This is a genomic window from Streptomyces sp. NRRL WC-3618 (assembly GCF_001280005.1).
GTDB lineage: Bacteria > Actinomycetota > Actinomycetes > Streptomycetales > Streptomycetaceae > Streptomyces.
The window spans coordinates 90,566-104,915 of the sequence record NZ_LGDW01000478.1; the positions used below are offsets into that span (position 1 = coordinate 90,566).

Annotated in this window: 12 protein-coding genes; 7 read left to right on the plus strand and 5 right to left on the minus strand. The window is 71.7% G+C overall.

The window, feature by feature from the left end; genetic code table 11:
* Positions 1-9 precede the first annotated feature (9 nt).
* Positions 10-648, plus strand: a complete 639-nt coding sequence (locus tag ADL01_RS37285) for a Maf family protein (protein WP_053746496.1) — start codon at positions 10-12, stop codon at positions 646-648.
* A gap of 3 nt (positions 649-651) precedes the next feature.
* On the opposite strand, the gene ADL01_RS37290 is transcribed toward ADL01_RS37285, so the two are convergent.
* Positions 652-1,065 carry a hypothetical protein gene (locus ADL01_RS37290; protein WP_234354929.1) on the minus strand — a complete coding sequence of 138 codons (414 nt, stop codon included), beginning with the start codon at positions 1,063-1,065 and terminating at the stop codon, positions 652-654.
* Between the two features lie 386 nt (positions 1,066-1,451).
* Here ADL01_RS37290 and ADL01_RS37295 point away from each other — a divergent pair, with 386 nt between their 5' ends.
* The gene (locus tag ADL01_RS37295) at positions 1,452-3,224 is read left to right on the plus strand and encodes an acetyl/propionyl/methylcrotonyl-CoA carboxylase subunit alpha (RefSeq protein WP_053746497.1); all 1,773 of its coding nucleotides are present in this window, start codon (positions 1,452-1,454) and stop codon (positions 3,222-3,224) included.
* A 613-nt stretch (positions 3,225-3,837) separates the two neighbouring features.
* Positions 3,838-4,413 carry a TetR/AcrR family transcriptional regulator gene (locus ADL01_RS37300; RefSeq protein ID WP_053746513.1) on the plus strand — a complete coding sequence of 192 codons (576 nt, stop codon included), beginning with the start codon at positions 3,838-3,840 and terminating at the stop codon, positions 4,411-4,413.
* 32 nt (positions 4,414-4,445) lie between these two features.
* Here the strand turns inward: ADL01_RS37300 and ADL01_RS37305 are convergent, their stop codons facing one another.
* Complete coding sequence (locus ADL01_RS37305) at positions 4,446-5,450, minus strand: DeoR/GlpR family DNA-binding transcription regulator (protein ID WP_078960993.1); 1,005 nt, start codon at positions 5,448-5,450, stop codon at positions 4,446-4,448.
* A 169-nt stretch (positions 5,451-5,619) separates the two neighbouring features.
* Positions 5,620-7,068: an NAD(P)H-quinone dehydrogenase gene (locus ADL01_RS37310; protein WP_053746499.1), complete on the minus strand. Its 1,449-nt coding sequence runs from the start codon at positions 7,066-7,068 to the stop codon at positions 5,620-5,622.
* A gap of 140 nt (positions 7,069-7,208) precedes the next feature.
* Between ADL01_RS37310 and ADL01_RS37315 the strand changes: the two genes are divergently transcribed.
* The 4 genes from ADL01_RS37315 to ADL01_RS37330 all read left to right on the plus strand — a co-directional run bounded on the left by ADL01_RS37315 (position 7,209) and on the right by ADL01_RS37330 (position 11,871).
* Positions 7,209-7,646, plus strand: coding sequence for a gamma-glutamylcyclotransferase (locus ADL01_RS37315; RefSeq protein ID WP_053746500.1), 438 nt, complete (start codon positions 7,209-7,211; stop codon positions 7,644-7,646).
* Between the two features lie 113 nt (positions 7,647-7,759).
* Complete coding sequence (locus tag ADL01_RS37320; protein WP_053746514.1) at positions 7,760-8,584, plus strand: purine-nucleoside phosphorylase; 825 nt, start codon at positions 7,760-7,762, stop codon at positions 8,582-8,584.
* A 259-nt stretch (positions 8,585-8,843) separates the two neighbouring features.
* Positions 8,844-10,484: a phospho-sugar mutase gene (locus ADL01_RS37325; protein ID WP_053746501.1), complete on the plus strand. Its 1,641-nt coding sequence runs from the start codon at positions 8,844-8,846 to the stop codon at positions 10,482-10,484.
* 196 nt (positions 10,485-10,680) lie between these two features.
* Positions 10,681-11,871, plus strand: a complete 1,191-nt coding sequence (locus ADL01_RS37330; protein ID WP_053746502.1) for a hypothetical protein — start codon at positions 10,681-10,683, stop codon at positions 11,869-11,871.
* Positions 11,872-11,916: 45 nt separating this feature from the next.
* On the opposite strand, the gene ADL01_RS37335 is transcribed toward ADL01_RS37330, so the two are convergent.
* Both ADL01_RS37335 and ADL01_RS37340 read right to left on the minus strand, forming a co-directional pair.
* On the minus strand, positions 11,917-13,578 hold the full coding sequence (locus ADL01_RS37335) for a hypothetical protein (protein ID WP_053746503.1): 1,662 nt from the start codon (positions 13,576-13,578) through the stop codon (positions 11,917-11,919).
* Between the two features lie 5 nt (positions 13,579-13,583).
* Entirely contained in the window at positions 13,584-14,231 is a 648-nt protein-coding gene (locus ADL01_RS37340; RefSeq protein ID WP_053746504.1) for a PH domain-containing protein, read from the minus strand.
* Between the last annotated feature and the right edge of the window lie 119 nt (positions 14,232-14,350).

The window sequence follows — 14,350 nt, forward strand, 5'->3', positions numbered from 1 at the left end:
CCTGGCCGCATGACCGATCAGCCTCAGTCTCAACCGCAGCCGCGCCGCCGTCTCGTGCTCGCCTCCCAGTCACCCGCCCGGCTCAACCTGCTCAGGCAGGCCGGACTCGACCCCGAGGTGATCGTCAGCGGGTTCGACGAGGACGCCGTGACCGCGCCGACCCCGGCGGAGCTCGCCCTCGTCCTCGCCGAGGCCAAGGCCGCCGTGGTGGCCGCACAGGCCGAAGTGCGGGGCGCCCTGGTGATCGGCTGCGACTCCGTCCTCGAGCTGGACGGCGAGGCGTACGGCAAGCCCGCCGACGCGGAGGAGGCCACCGCCCGCTGGAAGTCGATGCGCGGCCGGGAGGGCATCCTCCAGACCGGGCACTGCGTCCACGACACGGCGACGGGACGGCATGTCTCGGCCATCGCGTCCACCGTGGTCCGCTTCGGCGAGCCGACGGACGACGAGATCGCCGCGTACGTCGCCTCGGGCGAGCCCCTCCACGTCGCCGGCGCGTTCACCCTCGACGGCCGCTCGGCACCGTTCATCGACGGCATCGACGGCAGCCACGGCAACGTCATCGGCATCAGCCTGCCGCTCGTCCGTACCCTGCTCGCCGAACTGGGCGTCAGCATCACGGAGTTGTGGACACCTAGCGAGAAGTAGCGGTCAGGGGGTGCTGGGGGTCGCCTCGTACCTGTCGTACGTCATGAGCAGGAGCACCACCAGCGCGAGCACCACGACCATGGTCAGGAACGCCGGCACACCCACCAGGCCCCACGCGAACGCGCCCAGCAGCGCTTGTACGACGGCGACGCTGATCAGCAGGACGCGGCCGAGGCCGGCCGGGGAGCGGTCGCGCAGGGCGACGAGCAGGGCCACCACGCCGCACAGCGCGAGGTAGGCGCCGAAGACCACGCCGCCGATCTTCGAGGACAGGGACATCATGTCCGGGTCGAGACCGGCGAGGGACATCTGCTGGTGGTCGACGACGATCCCGAGGAACCAGTTCAGCGCGGCGATGCCGAACGCCTCCACGAAGAGGACGACCGCGACGATCCATGCCACCGGTCTGCGGACCACCGGCCCCCACCCACTTTCGACTGCCGTGCGAGCAAGCCTGCTGTTGCCACTAGTACGTTCGGTACATCCTGAACGCTACTCACGGGTAAACGCGCGGACAAGGGTTGGGCACAGGTTCATCGGCGGGCAAAGAATCACTGGGCCATTCGTAGGGTCCCCACAAAGAAACCAAGTGGGCCGCAGCACGCTCTCACAGAGACCTTGACCACATCAGGGGACTAGGGTTTCCGGATGGAGTCCTGCGTACATAGGTGCGACAAGGGATTTCGTGGGTCGAGCAAGCCTCGCATCACGCTCCGTGTGGGCAAGCTCACCAGTGAGGACGGGTCGATACGCCGTGTCGGCTGTCCCTAAACTCGGCTTGTTTCAAGGAGGGAGCCTCAATCGTGCGCAAGGTGCTCATCGCCAACCGTGGCGAAATCGCTGTCCGCGTTGCCCGGGCCTGCCGGGATGCCGGGATCGCGAGCGTGGCCGTGTACGCCGACCCGGACCGGGACGCTCTGCATGTCCGCGCCGCGGATGAGGCGTTCGCCCTGGGCGGTGACACCCCGGCGACCAGCTATCTCGACATCGCCAAGGTGCTGCAAGCCGCCAAGGACTCCGGAGCGGACGCGATCCACCCCGGATACGGCTTCCTCTCCGAGAACGCCGACTTCGCCCAGGCCGTCATCGACGCCGATCTGACCTGGATCGGCCCGCCCCCGCAGGCCATCCGTGACCTCGGCGACAAGGTCGCCGCCCGGCACATCGCCCAGCGCGCCGGTGCCCCGCTCGTGGCGGGCACGCCCGACCCGGTCTCGGGCTCGGACGAGGTCGTCGCGTTCGCCAGGGAACACGGCCTGCCCATCGCGATCAAGGCCGCCTTCGGCGGTGGCGGACGCGGTCTGAAGGTCGCCCGCACCCTCGAAGAGGTCCCGGAGCTGTACGACTCCGCGGTCCGTGAGGCCGTGGCGGCGTTCGGACGCGGCGAGTGCTTCGTCGAGCGCTACCTCGACAAGCCCAGGCACGTGGAGACGCAGTGCCTGGCCGACTCCCACGGCAACGTGGTCGTCGTGTCGACCCGTGACTGCTCGCTCCAGCGCCGCCACCAGAAGCTGGTCGAGGAGGCTCCGGCGCCGTTCCTGACCGAGGCCCAGGTGGCGGAGCTGTACTCCTCCTCCAAGGCGATCCTGAAGGAAGCCGGCTACGTCGGCGCCGGGACCGTCGAGTTCCTCGTCGGCACGGACGGCACGATCTCCTTCCTGGAGGTCAACACCCGTCTCCAGGTGGAGCACCCGGTCACCGAGGAGGTCGCCGGCCTCGACCTCGTACGCGAGATGTTCCGGATCGCCGACGGCGAGGAACTCGGCTACGGCGACCCCGAACTGCGCGGCCATTCCTTCGAGTTCCGCATCAACGGCGAGGACCCGGGCCGCGGCTTCCTGCCCGCCCCCGGCACCGTCACCACCTTCGCCCCGCCGTCGGGCCCGGGCGTCCGCCTGGACGCGGGCGTGGAGTCCGGCAGCGTCATCGGCCCGGCCTGGGACTCGCTCCTCGCCAAGCTGATCGTCACCGGCGCCACCCGCGAACAGGCCCTGCAGCGGGCCGCCCGGGCTCTGGCCGAGTTCCAGGTCGAGGGCATGGCCACCGCCATCCCCTTCCACCGCAAGGTGGTCGCCGACCCGGCCTTCGCGCCCGAACTCACCGGCTCCGACGCCCCGTTCACGGTCCACACCCGGTGGATCGAGACCGAGTTCGTCAACGACATCCCGGCCTTCGCCGCACCCGCCGATGTCGAGGCGGACGAGGAGGCGGGCCGCGAGACCGTGGTCGTCGAGGTCGGCGGCAAGCGCCTCGAGGTCTCCCTGCCGGTCTCGCTGGGCATGTCCCTCGCCCGCACCGGTCTCGCGGCGGGCGCCAAGCCCAAGCGCCGCGCGGCCAAGAAGTCGGGCCCGGCGGCCTCCGGCGACACCCTCGCCTCCCCGATGCAGGGCACCATCGTCAAGGTGGCCGTCGAGGAGGGCCAGGAAGTCAAGGAGGGCGACCTGATCGTCGTCCTCGAAGCGATGAAAATGGAACAGCCCCTCAACGCCCACAAGGCCGGCACCATCAAGGCCCTGGCAGCAGAAGTAGGCGCCTCCCTCACCTCGGGCGCCCCCATCTGCGAAATCAAGGACTGACGACACAACATTCAAGAAGCGCCCGGCGGCCTGAGCAATCAGACCGCCGGGCGCTTCATTTCCTGACGCAGGGTGCGTACAACCCCCTGCCTCCAGGGGCACGGGGAACTACGCGGCCTTCAGGGCACGGGCAACCACGCCACCTTCCAGGCACCGGGAACCGCGCAGTCTTCAGGGGCGCGGGGAACTGCGCAGTCTTCAGGGCACGAGGAACCACGCCGCCTTCCGGACGCCGGGAACCACGCAGCCTCCAGGGGCGCGGGGAACTGCGCAGTCTTTAGGGCACGAGGAACCACGCCGCCTTCCGGACGCCGGGAACCACGCAGCCTCCAGGGGCGCGGGGAACTGCGCGGTCTTTAGGACACGGGCAAACCACGCCGCCTTCCAGGCACCGGGAACCGCGCAGTCTTTTAGGGGCGCGGGGAACTGCGCGGTCTTTAGGACACGGGCAAACCACGCCGCCTTCCAGGCACCGGGAACCGCGCAGTCCTTTAGGGGCGCGGGGAACTGCTGACAAGCCCCCACCGCAGCCGCACCCGCCCGACAACCGCAACGCACCCCACCCGATGGCATGCTGAACCCACGGAACAAGCACACGAAGGGCAAGCGAACCATGGCCCAGCCGCCGGCAGGCCTCCGCGCCGACGCCCGCCGCAACTACGAACGCCTGCTAGCCGAAGCACGCTCCGCCTTCGCAGAGCACGGCGCGAACGCCTCCCTTGAGGACGTGGCACGCCGCGCCGGCGTCGGCATCGGCACGCTCTACCGCCACTTCCCCAACCGCCACGCCCTGCTCAGCGCCGTCTTCGAGGACGCGGTCAGCGACCTGCTGGCCCGCTCCCGCGAACTACTGACCGCCCCGGAGCCATGCACCGCACTGGTCACCTGGCTGCGCGAGATCGTCACGCACGCCGGCGAGTACCGCGGCCTGGCACGGGCACTCATGTCCGCGTCCCACGACGCCGACTCGGCCCTGGCCAGGTGCAGCAACCCGATGCGGGAGGCGGGCGCGGCCCTGCTCACCCGCGCCCAGCAGGCCGGCACCCTGCGCGCCGACGTCGCCATCGGCGACCTGCTCCAGCTCACCCACGCCATCGCGCTGGCGGCCGAGGAGACCCCGGACGACCCGGACCTGGCCGACCGCCTCCTGACCCTCACCCTGCGGGGCCTGAAGGCCGTACCCCGGTAAGCAACCGGCAACCCGCCCGGTTCGTACGGCGGTCAGCGGCGGCGGAGGTCCGCCACCCGGGCCCGTTCCCGCTCGCGTTCCCCCGGCCCGCCGGGCTGCTCACCCAGCATCGTGCCGCGCAGCGGATGGCCCGCCGCGCCGCCGGGCAGCTGTCCCCGGCGCGGGTTCGGAAGCGGCATGTCCCGGCGCTGCCCGCGAGCCGGCGCCTGATCACCGCCCTGCGACCCGTTCCCCGGAGAACTGTTTCCCGAGTTCGGCGATCCGGCCACGGCGATCTGCACGCCCTGGTCGGCCAGGGCCTGGAGCTCCGTACCGGCGCGGTCGTCGTGGACGGGCGGTTCGTCGGTGACGAGGCGGGTGATCACGTCCGTGGGCACGGTCTGGAACATGGTGTCCGAACCGAGCTTGGTGTGATCGGCGAGCACGACGACCTCGGCGGCGGCCTGCACCAGCGCGCGGTCGACGGACGCCGACAGCATGTTGGAGGTGGACAGCCCGCGTTCGGCGGTGAGCCCGCTTCCGGACAGGAAGGCCTTGGACACCCGCAGCCCGTGCAGGGACTGCTCGGCGCCGCTTCCGACCAGGGCGTAGTTGGAACCGCGCAGAGTGCCGCCGGTCATCACGACCTCCACTCTGTTCGCGTGGGCCAGCGCCTGAGCCACCAACAGGGAGTTAGTGACGACGGTCAGCCCGGGAACCCGCGCGAGCCGGCGTGCCAGCTCCTGCGTGGTGGTCCCCGCCCCGACCACGATGGCCTCGCCCTCTTCGACGAAGCTCGCGGCGAGGTCGGCGATGGCCGTCTTCTCGGCGGTCGCGAGATGAGATTTCTGCGGAAAGCCGGACTCCCGCGTGAACCCGCCCGGCAATACCGCACCGCCATGCCGGCGGTCGAGGAGTCCTTCTGCCTCCAGAGCGCGCACGTCCCGCCGTACGGTCACTTCGGAGGTCTGGACGACGCGGGCGAGCTCACGGAGCGACACGGCTCCATTGGCACGCACCATTTCGAGGATCAATTGACGACGTTCTGCAGCGAACACGAAACTGACAGTAACCCCAACGACCGTCTGCTTTCAGCAGTATGCGCCGAATAACAGAAGTTGTTCGCATGGAGGTACAGGAAGTGGTATAGGCGCCTATCTCCGTGTCCTATGCCGTACGAATGGGCCACAACTCCCCGTGACCAGCGGGAAGTCGCCCCTGAGGCGGTCAGGCCTCGCCCGCCGCCTTGCGCGTGTGGAGCTGCCGGGCGACCTCGGCGATCGATCCCGAAAGGGACGGATAGACCGTGAACGCGTTCGCGATCTGCTCGACCGTCAGATTGTTGTCGACGGCGATCGAGATGGGATGGATGAGTTCGGAGGCGCGCGGCGCCACGACGCAGCCGCCCACGACAATGCCGGTGCCCGGCCGGCACAGCAGCTTCACGAAGCCGTCCCGGATGCCCTGCATCTTCGCGCGCGGATTGCGCAGCAACGGCAGTTTGACCACCACGGCGTCGATCTTGCCGCCGTCGACATCGGCCTGGGTGTAACCGACGGTGGCGATCTCGGGGTCGGTGAAGACGTTGGAGGAGACGGTCTTCAGGTTGAGGGGGGCCACCGCGTCGCCGAGGAAGTGGTACATGGCGATACGGCCCTGCATGGCGGCGACGGACGCGAGGGCGAAGACGCCGGTCACGTCACCGGCGGCGTACACGCCCGGGGCGCTCGTGCGCGACACCTTGTCGGTCCAGATGTGCCCGGAGTCGCGGAGCCTGACCCCGGCCTCCTCCAGCCCCATGCCGGCGCTGTTGGGAATGGCGCCGACGGCCATCAGACAGTGCGAGCCGGTGATGACCCGCCCGTCGGAGAGGGTGACCTCGACCCGGTCGCCGACACGCTTGGCGGACTCGGCGCGGGAGCGGGCCATGACGTTCATGCCACGGCGCCGGAAGACGTCCTCGAGGACGGCGGCGGCGTCCGGGTCCTCACCCGGCAGCACGCGGTCACGCGACGACACGAGGGTCACCTTGGAGCCGAGGGCCTGGTAGGCGCCCGCGAACTCGGCGCCGGTGACACCGGACCCGACCACGATGAGCTCCTCGGGCAGCTCGGTGAGGTCGTAGACCTGGGTCCAGTTGAGGATGCGCTCACCGTCGGGCTGCGCGTCGGCCAGCTCGCGCGGGTGACCGCCGGTGGCGATCAGCACGGCGTCGGCGACGAGGGTCTCCTCGCTGCCGTCCACGGCCCGCACGACGACCTTCCGGGACCCGTCGATGCCCTGCAGTCCGTCGAGGCGCCCACGACCACGCAGGACGCGTGCGCCGGCCCGGGTGACGGAGGCGGTGATGTCGTGGGACTGGGCGAGGGCGAGCCGCTTCACCCGTCGGTTGACCTTGCCGAGGTCGACCCCGACGACGCGGGCGGCCTGCTTGTCGGGTGGGGTGTCGTCGGCGACGATGATGCCCAGTTCCTCGTACGACGAGTCGAAGGTGGTCATCACCTCGGCCGTGGCGATAAGGGTCTTCGACGGTACGCAGTCGGTGAGCACCGACGCCCCGCCCAGACCGTCGCAGTCGACGACGGTCACCTCCGCGCCGAGCTGCGCTGCCACCAGCGCCGCTTCGTAGCCGCCGGGTCCGCCACCAATGATCACGATCCGAGTCACATACCCCATTGTCCCGTACGCGCCGAGGTGCCGATGCCTCGGGGGCCACCGCGCGGGACGGGGGCGGGCTCGGGCGGACGTCTGTGCGGGTACGAAAGGGGCGTGTGCTGTCGGAGTGGCGGCCGTGCCCGCTGCCGTACTCTCGAGCCATGTCGCTCTACGCCGCGTACGCCGGCAATCTCGACGCGCGGCTCATGACGCGTCGCGCACCTCACTCGCCGCTGCGCGCCACCGGCTGGCTGACCGGCTGGCGGCTGACGTTCGGCGGCGAGCACATGGGGTGGGAGGGCGCCCTCCCGACGATCGTCGAGGCACCGCGCTCCCAGGTCTTCGTCGCCCTGTACGACATCGCCCCGCTCGACGAGGACTCGCTGGACCGCTGGGAGGGCGTGGGCCTCGACATCTACCGCCGGATGCGGCTGCGCGTCCACACGCTGGAGGGCGAGGAACCGGCGTGGGTGTACGTGCTCAACGGGTACGAGGGCGGCTTTCCCTCCGCCCGGAACCTGGGCGAGATCGCCGACGCGGCGGAGTCGGCGGGGGCCCCGCACGACTATGTGATGGAACTGAGAAAACGCCCCTGTTAGTCCGGGTGGGCCGGGGCGCCGCGCCCTTCGGTCGGAAACGACAAGACAACGATCGCCATCCCGTTGCCTCTGTCATCTACGCGCGTAGGCTCCGACCGGATACGCTCATGCGCGTGAACGCATCTCTTCTTCCGGACGACATCCAGGGCGACCCGTACTCCGCCGCCGCCGACGCCGCCACGCGCCTGCGGGAGCTCACGGGCGCCGAGACCCACGACGTCGCCCTCGTGATGGGCTCCGGCTGGGCACCGGCCGTGGACGCCCTGGGCGACCCCGAGGCCGAGCTCCAGGTCACCGAGCTTCCGGGCTTCCCGCCGCCGGCGGTCGAAGGTCACGGCGGCAAGATCCGCTCGTACCGGATCGGGGACAAGCGCGCGCTGGTCTTCCTCGGCCGCACGCACTACTACGAGGGCCGGGGCGTCGCGTCCGTCGCGCACGGTGTCCGTACCGCCGTGGCCGCCGGCTGCAAGACCATCGTCCTGACCAACGGCTGCGGCGGCCTGCGCGCCGACATGCGCCCCGGTCAGCCGGTCCTGATCAGCGACCACATCAACCTCACGGCGACGTCCCCGATCGTCGGCGCGAACTTCGTCGACCTGACGGACCTGTACTCGCCGCGCCTGCGCGCCCTGTGCAAGGAGATCGACCCCAGCCTCGAGGAGGGCGTGTACGCCCAGTTCACGGGCCCCCACTACGAGACGCCGGCCGAGATCCGCATGGCCCGGACCATCGGCGCGGACCTCGTCGGCATGTCGACGGTCCTCGAGGCGATCGCGGCGCGTGAGGCCGGCGCGGAGATCCTGGGCATCTCGCTGGTGACGAACCTCGCGGCGGGGATGACGGGGGAGCCCCTGAACCACGAGGAGGTCCTCCAGGCGGGCCGGGACAGCGCAACCCGCATGGGCTCCCTCCTGGCCCAGGTCCTGGACCGCCTGTAACCCACCCCCTCGGTTTCGCCCCCGCCGCCCCTACCCGTCCCGTCCCTGGGGGCTGCCGCCCCCAGACCCCCGCTTCGGCCCTGAAGGGGCCTCGTCCTCAAACGCCGGACAGGCTGGGTATCTCAGCCCCTCCGGCGTTTGAGGAGCGGGGTCTGGGGCGGAGCCCCAGAAGGACGGGACGGGTAGGGGCGGCGGGGGCGAGAACAATGGCCCCGCACCCGACCACCCACCGCACCCCACATACCGAGAGGCACCCGACGTGCACGACGACGAACTCATCGCCCGGGCCAAGGCGTGGCTGGCCGAGGACCCCGACGCCGACACCCGTGAGGAACTCGCCAAGCTCATCGACACCCGGGCCCTCCCCGAACTCACCACCCGCTTCGCCGGCACCCTCCAGTTCGGCACCGCGGGTCTACGCGGCGAACTCGGCGCCGGCCCCATGCGCATGAACCGCGCCGTCGTCATCCGCGCCGCCGCCGGCCTCGCCGCGTACCTCAAGGCCAAGGGCCACACGGACGGCCTCGTCGTCATCGGCTACGACGCCCGCCACAAGTCGGCGGACTTCGCCGAGGACACCGCCGCCGTGATGACCGGCGCGGGCCTGCGCGCGGCCGTCCTCCCCCGCCCCCTCCCCACCCCCGTACTGGCGTTCGCCATAAGGCACCTCGGCGCGGTCGCGGGCGTGGAGGTCACGGCCAGCCACAACCCGCCCCGCGACAACGGCTACAAGGTGTACCTGGGCGACGGTTCACAGATCGTCCCGCCCGCCGACGCCGAGATCGCCGCCGAGATCGACGCGGTCCGGGCCCTCGCCGACGTCCCCCGCCCCACCGCCGGCTGGGAAACCCTCGACGACACCGTCCTGAACGCCTATCTCGCCCGTACGGACGCCGTTCTCGCCCCCGACTCCCCCCGTACCGCCCGCACGGTCTACACCCCTATGCACGGCGTAGGCCGGGACACCCTCCTCGCGGCCTTCGCTCGGGCCGGCTTCCCCACCCCCGAGCTGGTCGCCGAACAGGCCGACCCCGACCCGGAGTTCCCGACCGTCGCCTTCCCCAACCCGGAAGAGCCCGGCGCGATGGACCTCGCCTTCGCGAAGGCCCGCGAGACGAACCCGGACCTGATCATCGCGAACGACCCGGACGCGGACCGCTGCGCGGTAGCCGTACCCGTGCCGGGAGCCGATGGCTGGCGCATGCTGCGAGGCGACGAGGTAGGAGCCCTCCTCGCCACCCACCTGGTCCGACGCGGAGCGCGCGGCACATTCGCCGAGTCGATCGTCTCGTCCTCCCTCCTGGGCCGTATCGCAGAGAAGGCGAACCTCCCCTACGAGGAGACCCTCACCGGCTTCAAGTGGATCGCCCGTGTCGAGGGCCTGCGCTACGGCTACGAGGAGGCCCTCGGCTACTGCGTGGACCCGGAGGGCGTCCGCGACAAGGACGGCATCACGGCGGCCCTTCTCGTCACGGAACTCGCCTCCGAGCTGAAGGCCGAGGGCCGTACGCTCCTCGACCTGCTCGACGACCTCGCGGTGGAGCACGGTCTGCACGCCACGGACCAGCTCTCGGTGCGGGTCGAGGACCTCTCGGTCATCGCGAACGCCATGAGCCGCCTGCGCGAGCAGCCCCCGACGCACCTCGCGGGCCTGGCGATCACCAAGGCCGAGGACCTCACCAAGGGCACGGAGACGCTCCCGCCCACGGACGGCCTGCGCTACACCCTCGACGGGGCCCGGGTCATCGTCCGCCCCAGCGGTACGGAGCCGAAGCTGAAGTGCTACCTGGAGGTCGTCGTCCCGGTGCCCACGCACGCGGATCTCACGGCCGCTCGGGCGAAGGCGACGGACCTGCTGGAGACGATCAAGCGGGACCTGTCCACGGCAGCGGGCATCTGACCCACAGCAGAGCCCCAGCCAGCCCCAGCTCCAGCCGAGCGGCGCGAAAATCCCTCCCCCTCGATGGGGTGCCCCCGACCGGGGGCACCCCATCGAGTGATTTGCGCCGACCGGCTGTCGTGCGCTCCACCACGACCCCCGCCCCGGGGAACGGTGACCGGGTAACGCCCCGTCACCCCGTACCTGGAGCCGCCCCGTGTCCACGACGGTCACCCGGCCGAACCCCACCCCGGCCGCCCCGACCACCGCGCCCGCCCGGCGTGCCTTCCCCGTCCCCCGGACCGTCCGCTCCCTCCGCCGCGCGGCCCCCGCCCTCCTCGCCTACACGGCGGTCCGCGCCACCGGCCTGCTCGTCCTCTCCGTCTGGGCGCACCGCAAGCACCACGGCGTGTGGCCGATCCTGGCCACCCGGTGGGACGCCGAGTGGTACCTCGGCATCGCCGACCACGGCTACCCGCACGCCCTGGGCTCCGTCTCCGACTCGGGCAGCCTGGCCTTCTTCCCCCTCTACCCGACCCTCGTCAAAGCGCTGGCCGTGCTCACCCCGGGCACCCGGGCCAGTACGGGGCTCGGTCTGGCCGTCGCCGCGTCGCTCGTCGCCGCGTGGGGGGTCTTCGCGGTCGGGGAGCGCCTGTACGACCGCCGGACGGGCGTCGTCCTGGCCGCGCTGTGGGCCGCGTTCCCGGTGGGCGCGGTCCAGTGGATGGGGTACACGGAGTCCCTGTTCACGGCGCTGGCGGCCTGGTCGCTGTACGCCGTGCTCACGGGCCGCTGGCTGTGGGCGGCCTCGCTGGCGGTCCTCGCCGGACTGACCCGCCCCACCGGTGTCGCCGTGGCAGCGGCGGTGTCACTCACGGCACTCCTCACGTTCCTCCGCGCCGACCGCTCCCCCCGCGTCCTCACGGCCGTCGTCGTGGCCCCGCTCGGGTGGCTCGGGTACGTCGGGTGGGTGGGCCTGCGCCTGGGCCGCTGGGACGGCTACCTCGCCGTACAGCGCCTGTGGCGGCAGGACATGGACGGGGGCGCGCTGACCCTGCGCAGGATGCGGGAACTGCTGATGCACGACTCGACGCCCGAGCTGTTCCTGGTGCTGGTGACGGCGGTCCTGCTGGGGGCGGCCGTCCTCTTCGTCCTGTCGGCCTGGGACCGCCAGCCCCTCCCGCTCCTGATCTTCACGGGCGTCCTGCTGACGATCGTCCTGGGCAGCGGCGGCGTCTACTACCCACGCGCCCGCTTCCTGGTCCCGGCATTCCCACTACTCCTGCCCCTGGCGGTCCACCTCACCCGCGCGTCCCGCCGCTTCCGCGTGATCGCGCTCACGACGGCGGTGGCACTGTCGGCGTACTGCGGCGCGTACATGGCCCTGGTCTGGCCGAGCGCACCCTAGGACATATCCGCTCGAAGGGCGCACGCCCCGCCACCCCTCACCGACTCACCGCGCCGCCACCAACGCAACCACCCACACCACCGCCAGCACCGCAGCCACCGGCCACACCGGCCGCCCCCGGTCCGCCGCGCCGCTCTCGCCGGTCGGGCGCAGCGTGGCGTCCAGGCGCATGGCGGTCAGTTCGGCGGCCAGGGCGTCGTACGGGTGGGTGAGTCCCCGGCGGCGCTGGAGCCAGGCCCAGCGGGGTGCGGAGACCGCCCAGCCGCCGTCCTGCCAGTCGATCTTCAGCTCCAGGGACCGGCGCCGTACGAAACGGAGGTCGTCCCAGGGCACGTGGTGGGGGCCGCGCAACCCGGTGACCCAGACGCCGGAGCGGTCGGCGGTGACGCGCCAGGCGAGCTTCATGGGGACGCGGACCGCCCCGTACAGGCCGAGCAGGGGGATGAACACCACCGTCCACGACGAGAAGCCGGGCTCGTCGAACCAGCCCCAGACCAGCCACAGGCCCCACGACACGAGAAACGCGGCGGCCAGCCAGTCCAGCCACCCCGCCCGCCACCGCCGCACCTGGCTGACGGCCGCCTGCTGCTCGGCCAACTCCCGCCCCTGCAACTCCAGTCGCAGGCTGTCCGCAGCCTGTTCGCGGTGCTTGGCGACCCGTCGGCGCCCCGCGTCCGGCAACAGCGGCCGGACCGGCCCCGCCGACCACTCCATCAGCGGCGGCTGCTCGGGATCCTCGTCGGCGCTGACGACGAGAACCTCGGCGCCGTCAAAGGGAGCACCGTAGAGAACGGCTTCCCGGACGGGTCCGAGGGTGTCGTCGTCGAGGCCGAGAAGCACCCGCCGAAGCTCGTCGTCATCGACCGCCTCCCCCTCGTCCCCATCACCTTCATCCTCCTCGTCGTCCTCGTCGAAGGAGGTGAGCTCGACGGTGAACAGGGGCCGCTCGGCGGCGAGATCGTCGGCGGCGTACACCTCCGTACTGCCCTGTGCGTCGTCCCGTACGAGCACCCGCAGTACCGGCGCCGCAGCTCCGCGCAGCGCGACCGTGCGCTGCCGGCCGAGCCATGCCGAGGCCAGCGCGGTCGCCCCCAGGCCGGCCAGGAAGACGGTGGCGGACCAGGCGCCCTCCTGGTCCTCGGCCGCGCCCCACAGGCCCGCGGTGCTCCCGGTCAGCACGCCGAGTCCGAGCGCGACGAACCCCAGGACGAACAGCAGCTGCCCTCGCCGTACGGGAGCCTCGGCGCCCGGCACCGGGGCGGCGACGCCCCCGGCGGCCTCCAGAGCCCGCCGCACCTGTTCCCCGCGCGCCCGCAGCCGTACGGCGACGAGAGCCCAGGAGCCCAGCACGACCACGACTCCGAGGGCGGTCAGCGCCCACGACTTCGAGGAGGCCTCCGCGGCGAGGGCGAACAGCAGCAGGGGCGCGCCGACCCACACGAGCTCGGGCCGGGCGAGCACCCACAGGACGTAGACCGCGAATCCGGCCGCGACGAACGGCCACAGGCCGCCGGCCATCGCCACCAGGGCGCCCACGCACAGCACGAGGGTGGCGAGGCCGGCCGCGACCGCCCGGCGCACCCGCAGGAAGGTCCAGCGCGGCGGCAGCGCGGCCGACCAGTCCGCCGCGCGGGCGGTGGTCCAGTCGCGGCAGCCGTCGGGTATGGCGGCGGAGGGCAGGCGCAGCGACTCGTCGGGGAAGGTCACGCGGGTCAGCCGACCGCGAGCAGGATGGCCAGCAGCACCGCACCGGCGGCGGCGGGCGCCATGATCTCGTACGACCATTTCACGGTCACCTCGCCCTGAGAGGTGTCCGCCTTCTCCCGGGACTCCCACAGCAGGCTCAGGTCGTCCATGATCTGGTCGTTCTGGGCGCGGGTCGGGCCCGGCGGGATCAGGGGGGCTCGTCCGCCGCCCCGCCCGGCCTCGCGGACCTCGCGCAGCTGGGCGCGGTTCGCGCGCTTGCGGGCGCGCAGCGAGACGGGGACGGCCCACAGCTGGTACTTGGCGCCGGACTCGACGACGACCTCGTTCGAGAAACCCGACCGGAATCCGTCGACGGCTCCCCAGGGCGCCACGACGACCCGGAACGGATTGCGCACGCGCAGCCGGTGCTCGTTCGCGTACACGGCGGGGCGCAGGGTGAAGGCGATGACCAGGGGTACGACGAACAGGAGCGCGGCGAGTGCCAGCCAGGGCGCCCGCCCGTGCCCGACGATCAGCGCGTCACCACCGAGCCAGCCCGCGAGCCCGAGCAGCAGCACTCCGGCCACCAGGGACGAGGGTGACCGGTAGACCCGGTCGGGAGACTCGGGCGGCGTAGGCCCCTGCGCGGGCGACGGATGGTCCGGGGTCGTCATACCCCCGATTCTGCCCGACGCCCACGGATGCCTCTCGGCCCCCCCCCCCATACCCCTGAGCCCGCCCACCGATACCCCTCGGCTCTTCCGGCCATACCTCCCCCCTCCCCCCCCGATAC